The sequence below is a fragment of the Streptomyces sp. NPDC058274 genome (assembly GCF_042881375.1).
In the GTDB taxonomy this organism is placed as follows: Bacteria; Actinomycetota; Actinomycetes; order Streptomycetales; family Streptomycetaceae; genus Streptomyces.
In genome coordinates, this window is sequence record NZ_JBHVXW010000001.1 from 483945 (window position 1) to 500531 (window position 16587).

Consider the following 16587-nt stretch of genomic DNA (forward strand, 5'->3'; position numbering starts at 1 on the left):
GTGTCCTGCCCGTATGGCCCATCGAAGCCCTGTCCGAACCGGTGTTGACGAGGTGTTTGAGGGAGTAGCATCCGCGCATCGGTTCACGCCCGTACGACGCCAGAGTCGCCGAAGTCACGGAGGAACAATGCAGCCGACCGCCACGGTGCTGGTCTACAGCGACGACTCCAACACCCGCGAACAGGTCCGGTTGGCGACCGGCCGCAGGCCGGCGGCCGACGCACCCCAGGTCGAGTTCCTCGAATGCGCCACGCCGGCGGCCGTACTGGCCGAGCTGGACAAGGGCGGCATCGACGTCTGCGTCCTGGACGGCGAGGCGGTGCCGATGGGCGGCATGGGCGTGTGCCGCCAGATCAAGGACGAGATCTTCAACTGCCCGCCCGTGCTGGTACTCATCGGCCGCCCGCAGGACGCCTGGCTGGCCACCTGGAGCCGCGCGGACGCCGCGGTGACCCTGCCGGTCGACCCGGTGGAGTTCGCGGCCTCGCTGGCCTCGCTGCTGCGCCGCAAGGCCCTGCTGGGCACCTGAGCCGCCGCTGCGGGGCTTGCTCTCAGGCACTCTCCGGGCGCAGCCGCGCACGGTCCGCGGGGCGGGGTCCGTCCGGGGTCCCGCCCAGCAGCGCGCTGCCCGTGCGCCACTTCTTCCAGTCGAGGTTCCAGTCGCCGAACCCGTTGCCGAACGGGTCCATCATGTCGCCGTTGGAGTTCTGGACCTTCACGATGTCGCCGGCGCGGACGTTCTCGAAGAACCAGGCGGCGTTGGCGGTGCTCATGCCGGTGCAGCCGTGGCTGACGTTGGCGGACCCCTGCGAGCCGGTGGACCAGGGCGCCGCGTGGACGTACTCACCGCTCCAGGTCACCCGGGTCGCGTAGTACACCGGCAGGTCGTACGAGTCCGAGCTGCCCTCGGAGATGCCGATGCTGGTACCGCGCATCCGTACGAAGTACTCCTTGCCGAGCACGACCTTGACGCCGTTGCGGGTCTCGAAGCCGGGCTTGCCGGTGGTGACCGGGATCTCGTTGATCTCGTCACCGTTCTTGTAGACCGTCATCGAGTGCGCGGCGGCGTCGGTCACCGCGATGACGCGGTCGCCGGTGGTGAGCTTCAGCGGCTTGGCGTTGCCACCCCACATACGGTCGCCGATCTTGATGCCCGCGAGGTTGGCGTGCGCCTGGATGGTGGCGTTGGTGGGCCAGTACTCCTTGGGGCGGAAGTGCAGTTCCTTGTCGTCGACCCAGTGCCAGGCGCCCTCGACGGCGGGCGTCGAGTCCACCTTCAGGGCGCGCTCGACGATGGCCCGGGAGGCCTTGTCCTTGATGGGGGCGCTGAGTTCGGCGGTGACGGGCTGACCGACGCCGTACTTGCCCGCGTCCGGCCCGAAGGTGACGTCCAGCCGCTTCTTCGTGGAGGGCTTGGTGGTGTCGAAGGAGAGGACCTTGCGCCCGGGCGCGCCGTCCTCGTCCTCGGTGCTCACCGACACCGTGTAGTGGGCGTCGGCGGCGAGCGGTGAGGTGCTGTGCCAGCGGCGGCCGTCGGCGGACAGCTGGCCCGCCAGATACCTGCCCGTGGCGTCCACGGCCGTTACGTCCGTGATGCGCCCGTCGGAGCCTCTGGAGGTGATCTCCAGGGGCTTGTCCGGGTCGGCCTTGCGGCTGCCGCCGGCGGGGCCGTTGAAAGCGATCTGACCCGCCGCGTCGTACGGCTTGGCCGAGAGCGGGTTGCCGTCCGAGCTGCAGGCGGTGGACCCCGCGCCGAGGGCGACCACCAGCGTGGTGCAGCTGACGACCGTGCGGATTCGCGGTGAGTGGTTCATGAGCCCACGCTAAGAAGCCCCACCGGCTCCGGCGCGGTGAGTGAGCCGTGCGAGGGACAGGAGGTGTGGCAAAAGGGGGAGCCCGGTCACTCCTGACGGAGTGTCCGGGCTCCCGTGCGCTCAGCGCGTGCTACTGGGTGCGGTCTTCACCGCGGTAGTACTCGAAGACCCAGCCCCACAGGCCGATCAGGATGATCGGGGCCGAGAAGTACATCAGCCACCAGCCGAAGACGACGCCCAGGAAGGCGAGCGCGCCACCGGTGCCGAGGGCGAGCGGCTGCCAGCTGTGCGGGCTGAAGAACCCGACCTCGCCGGCGTCGTCCGCGACGTCGGCCTCCTTGTTGTCCTGAGCGCCCGCGTCGACCCGCCGGGCCGTGAAGGCCAGGTAGTAGCCGATCATGATGCTCAGGCCGAAGGCCAGGAAGAGTGCCGTGGTACCGGCGGGCTCCTTCGACCACACGCCATAGACGATCGCCATGACGAGGATGAAGACGGCGAGCCAGATGAACATCTTGCCCTGGATCTTCACTTGCCGGTCTCCTTGCTACCCGCGAGGGCGCTGGCACCGTGGCCGCCGTGTCCGAGCTGCTCGAGAGCGGCGATCTCCGGGTGGTGCAGGTCGAACGCCGGGGATTCGGAGCGGATCCGCGGCAGGGTGAGGAAGTTGTGCCGCGGCGGCGGGCAGGAGGTCGCCCACTCGAGTGAACGGCCGTAGCCCCACGGGTCGTCGACCTCGACCTTCTTGCCGTACTTGGCCGTCTTCCACACGTTGTAGAGGAACGGCAGGATCGACAGGCCGAGCAGGAAGGAGCTGATCGTCGAGATCGTGTTCAGCGCGGTGAAGCCGTCGGCGTCGAGGTAGTCCGCGTAACGGCGCGGCATGCCCTCGGCACCCAGCCAGTGCTGCACCAGGAACGTGCCGTGGAAGCCCACGAACAGCGTCCAGAAGGTGATCTTGCCGAGCCGCTCGTCGAGCATCTTGCCGGTCATCTTCGGCCACCAGAAGTGGAAGCCGGAGAACATCGCGAACACCACGGTGCCGAAGACCACGTAGTGGAAGTGCGCCACCACGAAGTACGAGTCGGAGACGTGGAAGTCCATCGGCGGCGAGGCCAGGATGACGCCGGTCAGACCACCGAAGGTGAAGGTGATGAGGAAGCCGACGGCCCAGAGCATCGGTGTCTCGAAGGACAACGAGCCCTTCCACATCGTTCCGATCCAGTTGAAGAACTTCACGCCCGTTGGCACGGCGATGAGGAACGTCATGAAGGAGAAGAACGGCAGGAGTACGCCGCCGGTGACGTACATGTGGTGCGCCCACACCGTCACGGAGAGACCCGCGATGGAGATGGTGGCGCCGATGAGGCCCATGTAGCCGAACATCGGCTTGCGGCTGAACACCGGGATCACTTCGGAGATGATTCCGAAGAACGGCAGGGCGATGATGTACACCTCTGGATGGCCGAAGAACCAGAAGAGGTGTTGCCACAGCAGCGCACCGCCGTTCGCGGCATCGAAGACATGTGCCCCGAATTTCCGATCCGCCTCCAGCGCGAACAGCGCGGCGGCGAGCACGGGGAAGGCCAGCAGGACCAGTACCGCGGTCAGCAGGACGTTCCACACGAAGATCGGCATGCGGAACATCGTCATGCCCGGTGCGCGCATGCAGATGATCGTGGTGATGAAGTTGACCGCGCCGAGGATGGTGCCGAAGCCGGAGAAGGCCAGACCCATGATCCACATGTCGGCGCCGACGCCCGGTGAGCGGACCGCGTCCGACAGCGGGCTGTAGGCGAACCAGCCGAAGTCGGCCGCGCCCGACGGGGTGAGGAAGCCGCCGACCGCGATGGTCGAGCCGAACAGGTAGAGCCAGTAGGCGAACATGTTCAGCCGTGGGAACGCCACGTCGGGCGCGCCGATCTGCAGCGGCATGATCCAGTTGGTGAAGCCGGCGAACAGCGGCGTCGCGAACATCAGCAGCATGATCGTGCCGTGCATCGTGAACGCCTGGTTGAACTGCTCGTTCGACATGATCTGCAGACCAGGACGCGCGAGCTCGGCGCGCATCAGCAGCGCCATGACGCCACCGATGCAGAAGAACGCGAACGACGTGACCAGATACAGCGTGCCGATCGTCTTGTGGTCGGTGGTGGTGAGCCACTTGACCACGACGTTGCCGGGCTGCTTGCGCCGGACCGGCAGCTCGTTCGCGTACGAGCCTTCGGCCTCGGCGGCACCCTGAGGTTCGTTGAGGATGCTCACAGGTTGTTCGTCTCCCGGTTCTTCTCGTGGCCCGTCTGCTCAATGCCGGCCGGGACGTAACCGGTCTGCCCCTTCGCCGCGAGCTCCTTGAGGTGGGCCTCGTAGCGCTCGGGAGAGACGACCTTCACGTTGAAGAGCATCCGGGAGTGGTCGACGCCGCACAGTTCGGCGCACTTGCCCAGGAAGGTGCCCTCCTTGTTGGGGGTCACCTGGAAGGAGTTGGTGTGGCCCGGGATGACGTCCTGCTTCATGAGGAACGGCACCACCCAGAAGGAGTGGATGACGTCACGTGAAGTGAGGATGAACCGGACCGTCTTGCCCTTGGGCAGCCAGAGGGTCGGACCGGGGTTGTGCGTCTGCGGGTTCTGCGAGGCCGGCGTACCGACGTCGTAGACACCACCGGCGTTCGCCGGGAACTGCTTGGTGAACCGGTCCGGAATGGCGGCCAGGTTCTTGTCCGTCGTCGCGTCGCCGGTCGAGCCGTCGACGTTCTCGATGTAGTTGAAGCCCCAGCTCCACTGGAAGCCGACCACGTTGACCGTGACGTCCGGCTTCTTTGAGAGGTCCAGGAGCTTCGACTCGTCGCGTGCCGTGAAGTAGAAGAGCACCGAGACGATGATGAGCGGGACCACCGTGTACAGCGCCTCGATGGGCATGTTGTACCGGGTCTGCGGGGGAACTTCGACCTTGGTGCGGCTGCGCCGGTGGAAGAAGGTGCTCCACAGGATCAGGCCCCAGACCAGCACGCCCGTGGCGAGTGCTGCGGCCCACGACCCCTGCCACAGGGAGAGGATCCGCGGAGCCTCTTCCGTGGTCGGGGTGGGCATACCAAGGCGGGGGAAGTCCTTGTATGTGCAACCGGTGGCGGTCGCCAGGACCAAGCCCGCTGTCAGTGCCTGCAGCAGCTTCCGCCGCATCGGGCGCCGCGGCGAGCGGTCGGAGCCGTAGGGACTCACGTAGCGCCTTCCCGAGAGTCTCGCCCGCGCTGGTTGGCTACGGCCTTCTCGCTGGTCGCTCGCCGCCCTGGCACACGGGCAGGGGTTTGGATGTTTATGCGGACCAAACCCTACTGGACGCTATTTGGGGTCGCGCGGGGAGGGTGCCCAACGCGCCGTCCGACACCCCGAAGGAGTGGAATGCCCCGCTCCGGCCGCCTTCTGACACCCCCTCCGGACCAGGAGTTAGCGTGGACACGTGCCTTATTTCGACGCCGCCTCCTCGGCCCCGCTCCACCCGGTAGCCCGGCAGGCCCTGCTGGCCTCGCTCGACGAGGGGTGGGCGGACCCCGCCCGCCTGTACCGCGAGGGGCGCCGGGCCCGGTTGCTGCTCGACGCCGCGCGCGAGGCGGCCGCCGACGCGGTGGGCTGCCGCCCGGACGAGCTGGCGTTCACCTCGTCCGGGACGCGGGCCGTGCACTCCGGGATCGCGGGCGCCCTGGCGGGCCGTCGGCGCGTCGGAGGCCACCTGATCGTGTCAGCGGTCGAACATTCTTCGGTGCTCCATTCGGCGGAGGTCCATGAGACGGGCGGCGGGACGGTGACCCAGGTCCCGGTCCGGCGCACCGGTGCCGTCACCGCCGACGCGTACGCGGCCGCCCTGCGCCCCGACACCGCGCTCGCCTGCCTCCAGTCCGCCAACCACGAGGTGGGGACGGAGCAGCCGGTGGCCGCGGTGGCGCAGGAGTGCCGGGCGGCCGGCGTACCGCTGCTCGTGGACGCGGCGCAGTCGCTGGGCTGGGGGCGAATCGAGGGCGACTGGTCCCTGCTCGCGGCGAGCGCCCACAAGTGGGGCGGGCCTTCGGGGGTCGGGCTGCTCGTCGTCCGCAAGGGGGTGCGGTTCGCCGCTCAAGGGCCCGTGGACGAGCGGGAGTCGGGGCGGGCGGCCGGCTTCGAGAACATCCCGGGGATCGTGGCCGCGGCGGCCGCGCTGCGCGCCGTACAGGCGGAGGCGGCCACGGAGGCGGCGCGACTGCGGGAACTGACGGACCGGATCCGCACGCGGGTGCCCGAACTGATCCCGGACGTGGAGGTGGTCGGCGACCCGGACCGGCGGCTGCCCGGCATCGTCACCTTCTCCTGTCTCTATGTCGACGGAGAGACTCTGCTCCACGAGCTGGACCGCGCGGGGTTCTCGGTCTCCTCGGGGTCGTCGTGCACGAGCAGCACGCTGACGCCGAGCCATGTCCTGAAGGCCATGGGCGTGCTCAGCGAGGGCAACGTCCGCGTGTCGCTGCCGCCGGGCACGCCGGCGGCGGACGTCGACCGCTTCCTTTCGGTCCTCCCCGCTACGGTCCTGGCGGTCCGCGAGAAACTGGGCGCCCCGGCCGAGCCGACGAAGACCCCCGCCGCCGCCCATGCGCTCCTCGTGGACGCCCTGGGCAAGCGGTGCCCGATCCCGGTCATCGAACTGGCCAAGGTCATCGGCGACGTCCCGGTGGGCGGCACGGTGCGCGTCCTCTCGGACGACGAGGCGGCACGCCTGGACATCCCGGCGTGGTGCGAGATGCGGGGACAGGAGTACGTCGGGGAGGAGCCGGCGGAGCGCGGTGCGGCCTATGTGGTCCGCCGGCTGTCCTGACGTCGTGACCGGATGAGCTAGGCCAGGTGGACCTGCACCTCGGCGGCCGCCTCGTGGCCGTAGGCCTTGGTGAAGCGGTCCATGAAGTTGGTGCGGCGCAGCTGGTACTCCTGGGTGCCGACCGTCTCGATGACCAGGGTGGCCAGCATGCAGCCGACCTGGGCGGCCCGCTCCAGCGAGACGTTCCAGGCGAGGCCGGAGAGGAAGCCCGCGCGGAACGCGTCGCCCACGCCCGTGGGGTCGGCCTTGCGCAGCTCCTCCGGGCAGCCGACCTCGATCGGCTCCTCGCCGGCGCGCTCGATGCGCACGCCCTGCGCGCCGAGGGTGGTCACCCGGTGGCCGACCTTGCCCAGGATCTCCTCGTCGGTCCAGCCCGTCTTCGACTCGATGAGCCCCTTCTCGTACTCGTTCGAGAAGAGGTAGGTGGCGCCGTCCAGCAGGGTCCGGATCTCGTCGCCGTTCATCCGGGCGATCTGCTGGGAGAAGTCGGCCGCGAAGGGGATCGCGCGGGAGCGGCACTCCTCGGTGTGGCGCAGCATCCCCTCGGGGTCGTCCGCGCCGATCAGGACGAGGTCGAGACCGCCGACCCGGTCCGCCACGGCCTTCAGCTCGATGAGCCGGGCCTCGCTCATCGCGCCCGTGTAGAAGGAGCCGATCTGGTTGTGGTCGGCGTCCGTGGTGCAGACGAAGCGCGCGGTGTGCAGCACCTCGGAGATGCGGACGGAGCCGGTGTCGACGCCGTGGCGGTCCAGCCAGGCGCGGTACTCGTCGAAGTCCGCGCCGGCCGCGCCGACCAGGATCGGGGACGTACCCAGCTGGCCCATACCGAAGGCGATGTTCGCGCCGACACCACCCCGGCGTACGTCGAGGTTGTCGACCAGGAACGAGAGGGAGACCGTGTGCAGCTGGTCCGCGACGAGCTGGTCGGCGAAACGGCCGGGGAAGGTCATGAGGTGATCGGTGGCGATGGAGCCGGTGACTGCGATACGCACGGCGGGGACACACTCCTGCAGGGGAGGGGATTGACAGTTCACGCTACCCGGCGGGGCGCGTGCTCTGAAGCGGGCAAAACTACCCGATAGTAGATCTTTCTTCGTGCGGTGATCAGTGCTTACGGTGCGGGTATGACGAACCTCAAGGTCCACGGCTCCGCTCCGCTCGACCTCGAAGGCGGTCTGGCGTCGCTGCGCGGCGACTGCGCCCGGATGGTCCCGCACTGGACGGCGCCCGACCGCAGCACCCCCCACCCCGTCTCCCCGTCCCTCATCCACGGCGTGACCGTGCCCCCCACCTCGGCCCGGCTGCTGGACGCCATGTCCGACTACGGCGACTGAGGGCGCCGGGCGAGCCGGCGGACCCGGCGCCCGCAGGGAACCGCGCGCTCCCCCGCTGCGTCCCATCGCTGTCCCCCGTAAAGGGGATGCGGTATACGACCCTTCGGCCCGACTTTTGACAGGGCCGGGTCATCATGGACAGCAGCGGAGGCGAAGGAGCGATGCGGTGAGCACCGAGCGACCCGACAACGACGCGGCCGAACCCACCGAGGGCGGCGAGGCGGCCAAGGCGCGTCGGCGGCATTCCCCGGTGGCCGTCGTCTCGGTCGCGGCCGCGGTTCTCCTCGTCGGAGGCGGTGGGGCGTACGTCGCCACCACCGCGTACGACGGCGGGGGCGGCCGCGCCGGCTCGGGGGCCGCCGGCGGCGACGGCACTCCCCCGCCGCTGGCCCTCGACGGCTACTCCGAGGGCGGTTCGGGCACGGGCGACACGAACGGCATCGCGCCGGGCGAGCCCAATCCCTATGGCACGAGGTATCGCGCGGACGGCAAGCTGCCCGGCGGTCCGGACTCCGCGCCCGTGTACGCGGCGAAGGGGGAGGTCACGAAGGCCGAGGTGGCCCGGCTCGCCGAGTCCCTGGGGCTCAAGGGCACACCGCAGGCGTCCGGCGAGGTCTGGAAGGTCGGGCCGGACAAGGACGGCTCCGGGCCCAGCCTCCAGGTGAACAAGCGGGCGCCGGGGACCTGGACGTTCAGCCGGTACGCGCCCGGGAGCGACAACCTCTGCAAGAGCCCGACCGTGTGCGCGGGAGGCTCCGCGAGCTCCGGCAAGGCGTCCGACACCAGTGCCGCGGTGACTGAGGCCGCCGCGAAGAAGGCCGCCGCGCCCGTGCTGAAGGCGGCCGGACAGGACGACGCGAAGCTGGACGCGCGCCAGCTCATGGGCGCCGTACGGGTGGTGAACGCGGATCCGAAGGTCGGCGGCCTGCCGACGTACGGCTGGGCCACGGGCATCCAGGTCGGCGCGGACGGGCAAGTGGTGGGCGGCAGCGGCCAGTTGAAGACACCGGTGAAGGGCGACACGTACCCCGTCATCGGCGCGCAGCGGACCCTGGATCTGATGAACGGGTCGGCGCCGGGCGGCGGGCGCAAGGGCATCGGCGGCTGCGCCAGCCCCGTCCCGCTGAAGGACCGTGACGAGGCGCCGTGCGGGGCGTCCACCGCGACGCCGGCCCCCGAGTCCGTGGCGGTCGAGAAGGCGACCTTCGGGCTCGCCTCGCACGTCGTGGACGGACGGCAGACGCTGGTGCCGTCCTGGCTGTTCGAGGTACGGCCGAAGGGGGCCGACGACGGCATCACCGTGACGCATCCGGCCGTCGACCCGCGGTATCTGACCGCGCCGGGGCCCGCCCAGAGCCCGACCGGGCCGCCGAGCCCGCGGCCGACCGGCCCGGGCGACGAGCCGACCTCGCAGCCGTCGTCCCGCGCGGTGCCGGTGGAGGGCTACACGGCGGACGGCAAGGACCTGACCGTGAGCTTCACCGGCGGGGTCTGCGCCGACTACTCGGCCTCGGCGAGCGAGACCTCGGACAAGGTGACGGTCACGGTGACCGAGAAGCCGTGGAAGGGCAAGGTCTGCGTCCTGATCGCCAAGGTCTACGAGAAGACGGTGCACCTCGACCAGCCGCTCGGCGACCGCAAGGTCGTGGGAGCCGACGGCAAGGCGGTCAAGAAGGGCGAGGTCACCAACCCGGGCGGCGGGGCGGGTCCGCAGTGACGCGGCATCGGTGACTCAGAAGGGCCGGGAGCGGCCCTCCTGGCGATCTCGGCGGCTCTTTGGGCCGGGGGGCCGCCCTGCGTACGACCTCGTGGCTCTGGAGGCACCCAGGGTCACTTCAAGGCCCCACTCACTCCCGCGGCCCCTTCCGAGGGCGCCGCGGACGTGCGAAGGCGGCGTCCCTGTCGGAGGGGGACGCCGCCTTCGTCATGACGCGCGGACCGAGCCGCACCACCGGCTACGCTCGGTCGGGGGACGATTCAGCTGAAGGAGTCGCCGCAGGCGCAGGAGCCCGTCGCGTTCGGGTTGTCGATCGTGAAGCCCTGCTTCTCGATGGTGTCCACGAAGTCGATCGAGGCGCCGCCGAGATACGGGGCGCTCATGCGGTCGGTGACGACCTTGACGCCGTCGAAGTCCTTGACGACATCTCCGTCGAGGGAGCGCTCGTCGAAGAAGAGCTGGTAGCGCAGGCCGGAGCAGCCACCGGGCTGAACGGCGACGCGCAGCGCCAGATCGTCACGGCCTTCCTGGTCGAGCAGGCCCTTGACCTTGGCAGCGGCGGCTTCGGACAGGATGATGCCGTCGCTCACGGTGGTGGTCTCGTCCGATACGGACATCTGCTTCTCTCCCGGGTTGTACGGAGACTGCTTGCCGACGGTTGCAACCGGCATGGCCGCGGATTCATTCCGGGCCGGGTCTTGTCTTTTCGCTTCTCCCTTCATGCTCGCACATGCGCCGTGAAGCGAACACCGGCCTGTGGACAACCCCACGGACACCGGGATGTCACCCGCCATCGGGGCGGCCAGGATTCACGTCACATCGACGCAATGGCCGTCGTCAAACTGACGTGAAGCGGTTATGATAGATAGCGTCATATCGACGAAAAGGCATGTCCCGCAAGTCCCGCGGGGATCGATCGGACTCCCCGCGAGCCGCAGAACAGAAAGGGTGCGTGTCGTGACCACCGCCCAGCCCCAGGAGCTCGACGTACAGCCGACGCCCCTCGCCCTGCTCCTGCTCGGCCGCGAGGCCGACCCGAGGAGCGAGCGTGGCGTCGAGTGTCCCGGCGACCTGCCCTCACCGTCCGACCCGGACCTGGTGGAGCGCGCCCGCGCGGCGAAGGAGAAGCTCGGGAACAAGGTCTTCGTCCTCGGCCACCACTACCAGCGCGACGAGGTCATCCAGTTCGCGGACGTCACCGGCGACTCCTTCAAGCTCGCCCGGGACGCCGCCGCGCGCCCCGAGGCCGAGTACATCGTCTTCTGCGGCGTGCACTTCATGGCAGAGTCCGCCGACATCCTCACCTCCGACGACCAGAAGGTGGTCCTCCCCGACCTCGCCGCCGGCTGCTCCATGGCCGACATGGCGACGGCCGAGCAGGTCGCCGAGTGCTGGGACGTACTGACCGAGGCCGGCATAGCCGAGCAGGTCGTGCCCGTCTCGTACATGAACTCCTCCGCGGACATCAAGGCCTTCACGGGCAAGCACGGGGGCACGATCTGCACCTCCTCCAACGCCAAGAAGGCGCTGGACTGGGCGTTCGAGCAGGGCGAGAAGGTGCTCTTCCTGCCGGACCAGCACCTGGGGCGCAACACGGCCGTGCGCGACATGGGGATGTCCCTGGAGGACTGCGTCCTCTACAACCCGCACAAGCCCAACGGCGGGCTGACCACCGAGCAGCTGCGCGCCGCGAAGATGATCCTGTGGCGCGGCCACTGCTCCGTCCACGGCCGCTTCTCGGTGGAGTCGGTGGAGGACGTACGGGCCCGGATCCCCGGGGTGAACGTGCTGGTCCACCCCGAGTGCAAGCACGAAGTGGTGGCCGCCGCGGACTACGTGGGCTCCACGGAGTACATCATCAAGGCCCTGGAGGCGGCTCCGGCCGGATCCAAGTGGGCCATCGGCACGGAGCTGAACCTGGTCCGCCGGCTGGCCAACCGCTTCGCGTCAGAGGACAAGGAGGTCGTCTTCCTCGACAAGACGGTCTGCTTCTGCTCGACCATGAACCGCATCGACCTCCCGCACCTGGTCTGGACCCTGGAGTCCCTGGCCGAGGGCAACCTCGTCAACCGCATCGAGGTCGACAAGGAGACTGAGGCGTTCGCGAAGCTCGCGCTCGAGCGGATGCTGGCGCTGCCGTAGCGCGTGTCGCCGGACGCGACCACGTCCGTACGCGGGTAAGGGGTGCCCCTCCATGGGGGGCACCCCTTACCGCATGCGGGACCGGTGTCAGCCGCACAGGACCGGTGTCAGCCGTACTGGCCCGGTGTCAGGCGGACGAAACCCGGTGTCAGCAGTACAGGTTCGATCCGGGCGTGACGCCGAGGATCGAGGTGAAGCGGTTGTAGGCGTCGACACGGCTCTGCACCTGGGCGGGGTTCTTGCCGTCGCACTCCAGGGAGCCGTTGATGCTGCGGATCGTCTGGCCGAATCCGGCACCGTTGACCATCGCGTTGTGCGGGGTCATCGTGCCCGGGCCGGACTGCGTGTTCCAGTACCAAAGGCCCGTCTTCCAGGCCACCGCCGCGTCGTTCTGCACGAGCCAGGGGTTGCCCAGCAGGTCGATGCCCAGCGCGTCACCCGCGGCCTTGTAGTTGAAGTTCCAGCTCAGCTGGATGGGCCCACGGCCGTAGTACGCCGACTGACCGGCCGGGCAGCCGTAGGACTGACCCCAGTCGCAGTAGTGGGAGTAGTTCGCGGTGTTCTGCTCCACCACGTACACCAGACCACCGGTCTCATGGTTGACGTTGGCCAGGAACGCCGCCGCCTCCTGCTTCTTGACCGTGTCACTGCCCGTGTTCGCGAACCCGGGGTAGGAGCTGAGCGCGGCGGTCAGACCGCTGTAGGTGTAGAAGGAGTTCCGGCTCGGGAACATCTGGTTGAACTGCGCCTCGGAGACGACGAATCCGCTGGGCGTACCCCCACCGGAGGAGGGAGCCGTCCACTTCTGGTTCGCGGCGCCGGTGCAGGTCCAGATCTGCAGCCGGGTGCTGTTGGCCGAGTTGTTGCCGGTGACGTCGACGCACTTGTTCGCCGAGATACTGACGATGTCCTGGGCGGAGGAGACGGCCCACTTCTGGTTGGCGCCGCCGCTGCAGTCCCACAGCTGGAGCTGGGCCCCGTCGGCGGTCGAATTGCCGGTGACGTCCAGACACTTGCCGAGCGCCCGGATCGTGCCGTCGGAGCCGACGTTCCACTGCTGGGCCGCGCTGCCGTTGCAGTCGTACAGCTGCACCGCCGTGCCGTTGGCGCTCGACGCGCCGGCCACGTCGATGCACTTGCCCGCGAGTCCGCTGATCTGGCCGGTGGCCGCCGCGGCGGGGGACGCGGGCAGCACGCTCAGCAGGCCCACGACGAGGGAACAGGCAGCGGCGTAGGCCGCCTTGCGGGCCGTGGGGAGGCCCCGCCGGACGGCCGTGCGTCTCCACTGGAATTTCATGCCCATGTCATACCTTTCGCCGCAATATGCTCAAGTGGGGAGTCGAAAGAGGGGTGTTCACCGCTTGTTTTAAGGCGTGAACCAAACGGAGTCAAGTCAGGTACGGACCAGCGATCGGCACTGCGGGCAGGGCGGCCGAAAACGACCGGGCCCCCGTCCCGGCGCACGATGCGCGGGGGCGGGGGCCCGGGTGGCGATCCGGATGACAGCCGGCCGACAGCGAAGTGACAGCCGGCCGGCAGTCGGGGTGACCGAGCGTCAGACTCCGGCGGGCTCCGGGGACTTGTCCGCCTCGTCGGAGGCGGTGGCGTCGCCGGACTTGGCCGACCTCTTCGTCGCCTTCTTCTTCGCCCGCCGCTCCTTGCGCAGTTCGATCATCGCGTAGAGCGTCGGGACGAGGAGGAGGGTCAGCAGGGTCGACGTGATCAGACCGCCGATGACGACCACGGCCAGCGGCTGGGCGATGAAGCCGCCCTCGCCGGTCACACCGAGCGCCATCGGAAGGAGGGCGAAGATGGTCGCCAGCGCGGTCATCAGGATCGGCCGCAGACGGTGCCGGCCGCCTTCGATCACGGCCTCGACAACTCCGCACCCCTGCTTGCGGTACTGGTTGATCAGGTCGATCAGCACGATCGCGTTGGTGACCACGATGCCGATGAGCATCAGCATGCCGATCATCGCCGGGACACCCATCGGGGTGCCGGTGGCGACCAGCAGACCGATCGCGCCCGTGGCCGCGAACGGGATGGACACCAGCAGGATGAGCGGCTGGACCAGCGAGCGGAACGTCGCGACCAGCAGCATGAAGACGATCGCGATCGCCGCCAGCATCGCGAGGCCCAGCGAGGCGAACGCGTCGTCCTGGTCCTGCGAGACACCGCCGATCTCCGCCGTCGCCCCCGCCGGGAGCTTCAGCTTGTCCAGCTTGGCCGTGAGGTCCGCGCTGACCGCGCCGGTGTTGTCGCCGGTCGGCTTCGCGCTGATGGTGGCTGCCCGCTGACCGTCGATACGCGTCATGGAGACCGGGCCGTCCACGAGCTTCACGGTCGCGATGTCACCGAGCTTCACGGCACCGAGGCGCAGGCTCTTCAGCTCGTCCAGCGTCCGGGCCGGCTCGGCCGACTTGATGACGACGTCCCGCTCGGTGTCGCCCAGGATCGCCTTGCCGCTGGTCGTGCCGCGCACCGCCTGGGCGACGGCCGCGCCGAGTGTCGTGTCGTTGAAACCGGCCGCCGCCGCACGGGAGTTGGCCTTGACGGAGATCCGGGGCACGCTCTGCGCCAGGTCGCTCGTCACGTCCGTGACGTCGTCGAGCCCGGCCACCTCGTCGCGGACCTCGTCGGCCGCCTTGCGCAGGACGCCCGCGTCGGCCGACTTCACGACGACGCTCAGGTCCTGGCTGCCGAAGCCGTCGCCGGCCGCCACCGTGGTCGTCCCGATCCCGGAGAGCTTGCCGAGACCGTCCTCGATGCTGTCCTGGACATCGTCGTACGACGCCGAGTCCTCCAGCATGACCTGGTACGAGGCGTGGTTGGTGTCCGTGCTGCCGCCGAAGGCCGCCATGAAGCCGGACGAGCCCACCGTGACCTGGTAGTCCTTGACGCCCTTGACCCCGTCGAGCATCTTCTCGACCTTCCTGGCCGAGGCGTCGGTCGCCGCCAGGCTGGTGCCGGGCTTCAACTCCTGCTGGACGGAGAGGACTTCCTGCTCGCCCTGGTCGAAGAAGTTCGTCTTCAGCAGCGGCGCCATCCCGAACGTGCCCACCAGGATGACGATCGCGATCGCCACGCTGGTGAGGCGGCGACGGGTCGCGAAGCGCAGGACCGGCACGTAGAAGCGCTGGAGACGGCTGCGCGCCTCCTTCTCCTCCGCCTTGCGGCGTGCCTCGTCGGCGTCCGCCGGGGTGCCCTTCGGGGCGCGCAGGAACCAGTACGACAGCACCGGTACGACCGTGAGCGAGACGAGCAGGGACGCGAGCAGCGCCGCCGTGACCGTCAGGCTGAACGAGCCGAAGAGCTCGCCCACCATGCCGCCGGTCAGGCCGATGGGCAGGAAGACGGCGACCGTGGTGAGGGTCGAGGAGGTGACGGCGCCCGCGACCTCGCGGACCGCCTTGAGGATCGCCTCCTCGCGCTCCTCGCCGTAGCCGAGGTGCCGCTTGATGTTCTCCAGGACGACGATCGAGTCGTCGACGACCCGGCCGATCGCGATGGTCAGCGCGCCCAGCGTCAGCATGTTGAGCGACAGGTCGCGGGTCCACAGCACGATCAGGGCCAGCACCACCGACAGCGGGATGGACACCGCGGTGACGAGGGTGGAGCGGATCGACGCCAGGAAGACCAGGATGACGAGGACCGCGAAGAGCAGACCGAGCGCACCCTCGGTGGTCAGTCCGTCGATGGACTTGGACACCGCCGGACCCTGGTCGCTGACGACCGTGATCGTCGCGTCCTTGCCCAGGTCCTTGCGGAGGTCGGGCAGCTTGTCCTTCACCGCGTCGGAGATGGCGACCGCGCTGCCGTCGTGGTCCATGGTGACCACGACCGCGAGGCTGGGCCGGCCGTCCGTGCGCGTGATGGAGTCGGCCGTGGCCTGCTCCTGCTCGACCGCGGCGATGTCACCGAGGCGGACGGGCTTCTTCCCGCCCGCGCCCGTGACCATCAGGTCCTGGATCTGCTTCAGCGAGGTGAAGCCGCCGCCGACCTGGACGGTGCGGTTGCTGCCGTCCTCGTCGAAGGAGCCCGCCGGGACGGTCGCGCCGCCCGCCTGCAGCGCCTGGCCGAGGGCGGCCGTGGTGAGACCCGCCCGCGCCATCTTCTTGTCGTCGGGCGTGACGGCGACCTGGAGGTCCCGGACGCCGTCGACCGTGACCTGGCCGACGCCGTCGATGTCCTTCAGCGCCGGTACGACGGTCCGGTCCAGCTGATCGGACAGGGCCTGCTGGTCCTTGTCCGAGGTGACGGCCAGCGTGACGGTCGGGATGTCGTCGGTCGAACCGGCGATGACCTGCGGGTCGACATCGTCCGGGAGCTGGACGCGGGCCCGGTTCACGGCCTGCTGGACGTCGGCGACGAGCTGCTTGGTGTTGTTGCCGTAGTCGAAGGACGCCATGATCACGGCGTTGCCCTCGCTCGCCGTGGAGGTGACGCCCGTGATCCCGTCGACGGATTCGAGGTTGTCCTCGATGGGCTCGACGACCTGCTTCTCGACCACGTCCGGGGACGCACCCTGGTACGGCGCCAGGACGGACACCATGGGCAGTTCGATGGTGGGCAGCAGCTGCTGCTTGAGCTGTGGGATCGCGATCGCTCCGAAGGCGAGCGCGACGATCGACATCAGCCCTATCAGGGCCCGTTGCGCGAGGCTGAATCTGGACAGCCAGGACATGGGTGGCAGGTCTCTTTTCCGTGGTGTGAGCGGCAGGCGGGCACATGTGAGCGCCTC

13 protein-coding genes are annotated in these 16587 nt (G+C 69.2%); 5 read left to right on the forward strand and 8 right to left on the reverse strand.

Annotation, left to right across the window (positions count from 1 at the left end; genetic code table 11):
* The first annotated feature begins 127 nt into the window (after positions 1-127).
* Positions 128-529, forward strand: coding sequence for a hypothetical protein (locus ACFVYF_RS02210; RefSeq protein ID WP_383279851.1), 402 nt, complete (start codon positions 128-130; stop codon positions 527-529).
* A gap of 22 nt (positions 530-551) precedes the next feature.
* Here the strand turns inward: ACFVYF_RS02210 and ACFVYF_RS02215 are convergent, their stop codons facing one another.
* The 4 genes from ACFVYF_RS02215 to coxB form a co-directional block, all read right to left on the reverse strand.
* Positions 552-1814 carry an Ig-like domain-containing protein gene (locus ACFVYF_RS02215; RefSeq protein ID WP_389449408.1) on the reverse strand — a complete coding sequence of 421 codons (1263 nt, stop codon included), beginning with the start codon at positions 1812-1814 and terminating at the stop codon, positions 552-554.
* Positions 1815-1944: 130 nt separating this feature from the next.
* Complete coding sequence (locus tag ACFVYF_RS02220; protein WP_389449411.1) at positions 1945-2343, reverse strand: cytochrome c oxidase subunit 4; 399 nt, start codon at positions 2341-2343, stop codon at positions 1945-1947.
* Positions 2340-4076 carry a cytochrome c oxidase subunit I gene (ctaD, locus tag ACFVYF_RS02225; protein WP_389449414.1) on the reverse strand — a complete coding sequence of 579 codons (1737 nt, stop codon included), beginning with the start codon at positions 4074-4076 and terminating at the stop codon, positions 2340-2342. Before ctaD ends, ACFVYF_RS02220 begins: the two co-directional genes overlap by 4 nt.
* Positions 4073-5032, reverse strand: a complete 960-nt coding sequence (gene coxB, locus ACFVYF_RS02230; protein ID WP_389449417.1) for a cytochrome c oxidase subunit II — start codon at positions 5030-5032, stop codon at positions 4073-4075. Before coxB ends, ctaD begins: the two co-directional genes overlap by 4 nt.
* A 238-nt stretch (positions 5033-5270) precedes the next feature.
* Here coxB and ACFVYF_RS02235 point away from each other — a divergent pair, with 238 nt between their 5' ends.
* Positions 5271-6653 carry a cysteine desulfurase/sulfurtransferase TusA family protein gene (locus ACFVYF_RS02235; RefSeq protein WP_389449420.1) on the forward strand — a complete coding sequence of 461 codons (1383 nt, stop codon included), beginning with the start codon at positions 5271-5273 and terminating at the stop codon, positions 6651-6653.
* A 17-nt stretch (positions 6654-6670) separates the two neighbouring features.
* Here the strand turns inward: ACFVYF_RS02235 and ACFVYF_RS02240 are convergent, their stop codons facing one another.
* Positions 6671-7645, reverse strand: coding sequence for a carbohydrate kinase family protein (locus ACFVYF_RS02240; protein ID WP_389449423.1), 975 nt, complete (start codon positions 7643-7645; stop codon positions 6671-6673).
* 132 nt (positions 7646-7777) lie between these two features.
* Here ACFVYF_RS02240 and ACFVYF_RS02245 point away from each other — a divergent pair, with 132 nt between their 5' ends.
* Positions 7778-7987: a hypothetical protein gene (locus ACFVYF_RS02245; RefSeq protein WP_389449426.1), complete on the forward strand. Its 210-nt coding sequence runs from the start codon at positions 7778-7780 to the stop codon at positions 7985-7987.
* A gap of 166 nt (positions 7988-8153) precedes the next feature.
* Positions 8154-9704, forward strand: coding sequence for a hypothetical protein (locus ACFVYF_RS02250; RefSeq protein ID WP_389449429.1), 1551 nt, complete (start codon positions 8154-8156; stop codon positions 9702-9704).
* Between the two features lie 260 nt (positions 9705-9964).
* Here ACFVYF_RS02250 and ACFVYF_RS02255 read toward each other — a convergent pair whose 3' ends face one another.
* Positions 9965-10321: a HesB/IscA family protein gene (locus ACFVYF_RS02255; protein WP_389450605.1), complete on the reverse strand. Its 357-nt coding sequence runs from the start codon at positions 10319-10321 to the stop codon at positions 9965-9967.
* Positions 10322-10652: 331 nt separating this feature from the next.
* Between ACFVYF_RS02255 and nadA the strand changes: the two genes are divergently transcribed.
* Positions 10653-11846 carry a quinolinate synthase NadA gene (gene nadA / locus ACFVYF_RS02260; protein ID WP_389449432.1) on the forward strand — a complete coding sequence of 398 codons (1194 nt, stop codon included), beginning with the start codon at positions 10653-10655 and terminating at the stop codon, positions 11844-11846.
* A 148-nt stretch (positions 11847-11994) separates the two neighbouring features.
* Here the strand turns inward: nadA and ACFVYF_RS02265 are convergent, their stop codons facing one another.
* Together ACFVYF_RS02265 and ACFVYF_RS02270 are read right to left on the reverse strand one after the other, a co-directional pair.
* Positions 11995-13143, reverse strand: coding sequence for a glycoside hydrolase family 19 protein (locus ACFVYF_RS02265; RefSeq protein ID WP_389449435.1), 1149 nt, complete (start codon positions 13141-13143; stop codon positions 11995-11997).
* Between the two features lie 258 nt (positions 13144-13401).
* On the reverse strand, positions 13402-16530 hold the full coding sequence (locus ACFVYF_RS02270) for an efflux RND transporter permease subunit (protein WP_389449438.1): 3129 nt from the start codon (positions 16528-16530) through the stop codon (positions 13402-13404).
* Between the last annotated feature and the right edge of the window lie 57 nt (positions 16531-16587).